Annotated in this window: 5 protein-coding genes and 2 pseudogenes; 1 reads left to right on the top strand and 6 read right to left on the bottom strand. The window is 43.2% G+C overall.

The features are described from left to right. A pseudogene (locus DWZ45_RS14695) lies at nucleotides 1-89 on the top strand (cupin domain-containing protein); the annotation flags it as partial. A gap of 112 nt (nucleotides 90-201) precedes the next feature. Here the strand turns inward: DWZ45_RS14695 and DWZ45_RS14700 are convergent. From DWZ45_RS14700 to larC, 6 genes and pseudogenes are all read right to left on the bottom strand, one after another. Further along, nucleotides 202-408 (bottom strand): annotated as a pseudogene (locus tag DWZ45_RS14700) (VOC family protein); the annotation flags it as partial. A 362-nt stretch (nucleotides 409-770) separates the two neighbouring features. Next, entirely contained in the window at nucleotides 771-1,214 is a 444-nt protein-coding gene (locus DWZ45_RS11810; RefSeq protein WP_118469267.1) for a GNAT family N-acetyltransferase, read from the bottom strand. Nucleotides 1,215-1,380: 166 nt separating this feature from the next. Further along, nucleotides 1,381-2,217 (bottom strand): sialate O-acetylesterase, encoded by an 837-nt coding sequence (locus tag DWZ45_RS11815; RefSeq protein ID WP_087155189.1) that lies wholly within the window; start codon nucleotides 2,215-2,217, stop codon nucleotides 1,381-1,383. Between the two features lie 195 nt (nucleotides 2,218-2,412). Continuing rightward, entirely contained in the window at nucleotides 2,413-3,111 is a 699-nt protein-coding gene (locus DWZ45_RS11820) for a DUF5714 domain-containing protein (protein WP_118469268.1), read from the bottom strand. 22 nt (nucleotides 3,112-3,133) lie between these two features. Next, the gene (gene larE / locus DWZ45_RS11825) at nucleotides 3,134-3,988 is read right to left on the bottom strand and encodes an ATP-dependent sacrificial sulfur transferase LarE (RefSeq protein ID WP_207663589.1); all 855 of its coding nucleotides are present in this window, start codon (nucleotides 3,986-3,988) and stop codon (nucleotides 3,134-3,136) included. Between the two features lie 67 nt (nucleotides 3,989-4,055). Next, nucleotides 4,056-5,250 (bottom strand): nickel pincer cofactor biosynthesis protein LarC (gene larC / locus DWZ45_RS11830; RefSeq protein WP_147353112.1); only part of this gene is annotated, 1,195 nt, incomplete at its 5' end.

The following is a 5,250-nucleotide window of genomic DNA, read 5'->3' on the forward strand; positions in this document are numbered from 1 at the left end:
CCGATATTTCCGGAATTACTTATATCTGCATTCAGGTAAAAGAAAATTCTCTGGAACATTTTACAGCAGAAGATGCCGTAATCGGCTAATTAAAAGTATTTATTTACAGAAATGCACAGTTCCCGATATGCTAAGAACTGTGCATTCCTTTTTTCTTCAATTTTACGATTTCTCAATTTTTCGAACTTGAAATTGTCGGGTTCAAACTGTAACCTCAATTTGATTCCCTTCAATTGCAACAATACAGCTTTCGTAATAGCCATCTCCTGTTGTCCGGGGACCGCTGATTACTTCATAACCAGCAGTTTTCAACTCTACGGTCAAGGCATCAACCTTTTCTTTACTTCCTACACTAAATGCGATATGTGCATATCCCGTGCGAGCAAGTTCTTTAGGTAAATCAGGCATTTTGCAAGATGGTAATTTTTTAGTGTATAAAGGTGGTTTTTAAGCCAATTACCTATCTTGTACGAAAGGTGTACAAAGGTGGTTTTTAACTGTACAAAGGTGGTTTTTCTGGATTCCTTTATCTTTTATCTAAGAAACTGTACAAAGGTGGTCTTTTAATAATAAAAGTTATTTTTGGTGATTATTCACATTTCATAGAACTGTATAAAGGTGGTTTTTTGAGCTTTTTCCCAATTTTACAAGAATGTATAAAGGTGGTTTTTAAGAAGTTATCCACATTTTAAAAAAGTGTACAAAGGTGGTTTTTTCATTATCCACTCTCCAATTCCTCAGGCGCAAACATACATTCGAAAAGCTTGAAGTTATATATGTCTTTGCAAATATACCATATCTATTAGTTGTACACCGCCCTCATAAATTGGGTGGTCATAATTGTCAGTAAAGAAATTGGGAATCTTGTGAGAACGAACAAACCCACATTTTTCATAAAATGGTATCGTCAATGGACTGTCACCTGTTCCAACTTGCAAAACAGAATATTCATCTGCATATTTACTGGCAAGAAAATCAATTAGTGCTTTGCCATAGCCCTTTCCCTGATTTTCCGGATCGACTGCGATATTCTTGATTTCAAGTATTTCGTTACCTTCATCGGTGACAACACATTCAGCTTTTACATCATTGTCTTCAAGCACATACATAGTTCCTTTTTCAAGATAGCGATCAACCATGCTCTCCTGTTCATCAGCTAATAACAATAATGATATAAACTGCTTTTTATTCTCATTCACTTCTCGGATTTTCATATATATTACTCCGTCAAATTGGAATTTGCCAGTCAATTACTTATCTTTTTCCAAAGAAGTAAGAATAGCAATCCTCATTACAACAATCGCTTTATTCATACAATTACACTTCTTTGTAAAATTCTAATTCTTTTCTTTATTTTATTTCCATTAGTCAGATTGAAAGTTAGAGATTTTTCATTTTTGTTATGAACTCTTCATAACTACATTTTCCCATTGTCAAATCCATCATGGCTAAATATTTCATTTCATTCTGAGTATATGGAATATTAATACATGACTCTAATAATTTTTCTTCGTTTTTCAAAGGTGTTATCACATTCTTTTTGTTTTTGTAGGCATAGTAATAACGAACCCCAAATTTTCTTTGAGAGACAGCATTTAAATGTATGCCATCTGGATTTGCTGACAACCCCTGGGCAGTTACAAAATATACATGATTATGATCATTGGCATATCGTAATAATTCTTTATTCACCAAGTCATACTCTGTACAATTAAAACCAAAGCCTATCTTTCCTAAATAGTCACCAAGTCCTCCAATAATAAACGGTACATCGTCTAAATTAAGTTCATTTTTTAAAGCCTCAAAAATTGTATGTAATTTTTCATAATACGTTTTGTAGTTACCATTATAGCTATCATTTTCTCCTTGATGCCACAGAATAGCAATCAAATTACTATTTTGCATTGCAAATTTTGCCTGAATAATTGCATTTTTAAATAATATTTTCTCTATAGACCAGTCATCAATGGAACTGCCACCTTCCGCACATGGAATCAAGCCGATTTGTTCTTCTTTGTTTTCCATGCACCACATTGCAGCAAATGAACCCGCAAGACTTACTCCTGATATAGGACGATCGTAGTTAATTGGTTCTGTCATCATTTGCCATTTTCCATTTCTTAACATCTGGATTCTCTCATTACAAATCATCGGTACTTCATTTATGAATCCACGTCCAGCCATGTTGGACTGTCCAATCATTAATACACTTTTCATTCAACACCTCCACAACTTCCGATTTTTCCACGTAAAAAAGGATGTGCCTTTTTGTGTAATAGGGAATTCCAGGAAATTTCCTATTACACGAGAAATTGCTCTCTCATCACAGTTCACACATTATGCAAACTGCAATCCCATCTCGCACAATCTAATTATATCGCAGCTTTATTATCTCCGTTTATCCATTTATAGTCAAATATTATCATCAAATCGCCAAAATGGACAGCGCTTGCCAATACACTGATTGTTCTGAGCATAATGCGTACAATGGACTTCTGTGCATTCCATTTCGATTCCAAAATGCGTTTTTACAAAATCAACCGCCGCCAGAATCGCCAGATAAGAATCTCTTTTACAACACCTCGGACCGCCGGTGTGCGAAATCGCTTCCAGTGCTTTTGATGTCATCTGATTCGAAAGTCCCCAGGATTCCTCCGTCAGTGGCGTCGCCCCAGACAAGATAGATACAAACATACCTGCGCTGATTCCCGCTCCGCAGGCACCCCAGAATCCGCAGGTTCCTCCTGGAACGGCTTTTCCACGGTTCAGCATTTCCATCACAGATTCCCGCAGATTAATAGCACCTCCCGCATTTTTATATGCAGTAAGCAGCGCCGCTCCCACCATGCCATGATGCTCCGGTCCATGCATATGGCAAAACGGTGCATCCATCATCTTCCGGACAATCTCGATCGGATTTCTGGATGTTTCGTCTATACACAGGGAAAGAATGGTGTCCAGTCCCTTCGTATGACAATCATTACAAACATAATGCCCGTTCTGGCATCTGGTCTTGCTCAATTCTTTTTTATGACATAATTCGCACTCCATCCATTCATCCTGTTCCAGATAAATAAGAGGTGCTTTACAGACAATACATTCTTCTTGCATGGGATTTCCATCTCCTTCACATTCATTTCCCGGCCAGCGCGTTGAGTTTCTGCACTATATCCATACTTCCCGACCGGAAACCTTCCAGATCGAGTGTAATGTACAGAAAACCCATTTCTTTTAATGTCCTGCAGATCGTCTCCCGCTCGGCAATCGCTTTTTCAAATTTATCCGCATCCACCTCGATCCGGACAATATCGCCATGCAGGCGCAGGCGCACATTTCCGCCAAACACGCTTCGAAGATAATCTTCGCCTTTCTCAATCCGCTTCAAAACTTCCATGTCAAAGGAAGTTCCATATGGAAGGCGGGTCGCCATACATGGCATGGACGGACGGGATGCAACGGAAATTCCTAAGTCAGCTGCAAATGCCTTGACATCCTTTTTCTCCAGTCCGCACTGTGCAAGTGGACTGACGACACCCAGCTCACGGAGTGCCTGGATACCTGGGCGGTACACATGCAGGTCGCTCTCATTGGTTCCGTCCATCACGCACGGAATCCCCTCTTCTTTTGCAAAATCCAGAAGTGTCGCGAACAGGTGGTGTTTGCAGATATAACAGCGGTTGACCGGATTCGTCCGGATGGCTTCCAGCTCCATCTCATTGACCTGGATAATTTTATGGATCGCGCCCAGCTCCTTTGCCACCCGCTCCGCGATCTCCAGATCACAGGCTGGGTGCAGCATGGTGTGAAATGTCACGGCATAAACCGGCATTCCCGTCTTCTTCGCCGTATCACACGCCAGCTTGAGAATCAGGCTGCTGTCCACACCGCCCGAAAAGGCGACACAGACCGGTGCTTTCGCTTTTTCTGCCATGAACTGTTTTAAAGCTTCTCTTTTTTCTGTCTCTGATATCATTGGTTTATTTTCCATGGTTCTTGATTCTCCTCTTAATTATCTAACGAGAATGCACTGTGCCGTTTTTCAATCTCAAAAGTGCCTACTGTAAACTAATACTTCCGTCTTCCATTACTCCGTGGAATACTTCCATGAAGCGCTTCCCTGTCTCCCGGCAGATCGCGCGCACGCTCTCATACTCCGGATAGCACGTATCCACGCCGCCGCGCTTGCAGATTTTTACCTTTGCTGCCCCGTAACGGGTCTGGATCTCCTTTACTTCCCGTGGCAGTATCGTCCTCTCTACTGGATAACGGCGCACACCAATCGTGGTCGTACAGGAGAATACAAGCTGTTCTAATTCTTCTCGTTTTTCTGCCGTTGTCAGTACATGAAGCACATACGCCGGACGGTTTTTCTTCATATATGCCGGTGTGTACCACACATCTCTGGCGCCCGCTTCCAGAAGCACCTCCATCGCATATCCCAGCGCCTCGCCGGTGCAGTCGTCCAGGTTTGCCTCCATGACCCACATGGAGCTCTCGTCGTGACCGTCTTTTCCGGTTTCTACTTCCACCGTTTTATCCGTCAGAAGCATCGCCCGCAGGATATTCGCGTGCGCGAAATCCTTATTTCCGGCGCCGATACCGATCTTTTCGATCTGGTACTTCTTCGGAAGCGCCGCTTCTGTCCGGAATGCCGCCGCGATCGCCGCGCCGGTCGGCGTTACCATCTCTCCTTCGACATCCCGAAGCGTCAGTTCCAAGCTCTGTGCTGCTGCGATATTTGCCGTCGCCGGAACCGGAACCGGCATTAAACCGTGCTGGCAGCGTGCGAATCCATGACCTTCGGAAAGCGGCGATATCACCACGCGGTGGATTCCCAGATCCTCCAGGCAGAATGCCGCACTGATAACATCCACAATCGAGTCAATTGCACCAACTTCATGGAAATGAACCTCGCTGACCGGGATTCCGTGTGCTTTCGACTCTGCCCCCGCTACAATCTCGAACATCCGGCGCGCCAGGTTTTTAACGCGGTCAGATGCATCCAGACGATCGATGATCTCGAAAATGTCATGGATGTTGCGGTGGATGTGAGGATGCATATGATCGTGGGTGTGAGCGTGATCATGGCTGTGCTCATGGTCGTGAGTGTGTTCATGATCGTGATGATGCTCATGGTCGTGCTCATCATGGCTATGTTCGTGCTCATGACCATGTTCGTGGTCGTGATGATGCTCGTGGTCGTGATGATGCTCGTGGTCGTGATGATGCTCGTGGTCGTGATGATGCTCT

It is taken from the genome of Clostridium sp. AF32-7AC (genome assembly GCF_003477925.1).
Lineage (GTDB): Bacteria > Bacillota > Clostridia > Lachnospirales > Lachnospiraceae > Otoolea > Otoolea fessa.

Coding starts and splice junctions, on each gene's coding strand:
- DWZ45_RS11810 (WP_118469267.1), bottom strand. CDS start 1,214: ATGAAAATCCGAGAAGTGAATGAGAATAAAAAGCAGTTTATATCATTA.
- DWZ45_RS11815 (WP_087155189.1), bottom strand. CDS start 2,217: ATGAAAAGTGTATTAATGATTGGACAGTCCAACATGGCTGGACGTGGA.
- DWZ45_RS11820 (WP_118469268.1), bottom strand. CDS start 3,111: ATGCAAGAAGAATGTATTGTCTGTAAAGCACCTCTTATTTATCTGGAA.
- larE (WP_207663589.1), bottom strand. CDS start 3,988: ATGGAAAATAAACCAATGATATCAGAGACAGAAAAAAGAGAAGCTTTA.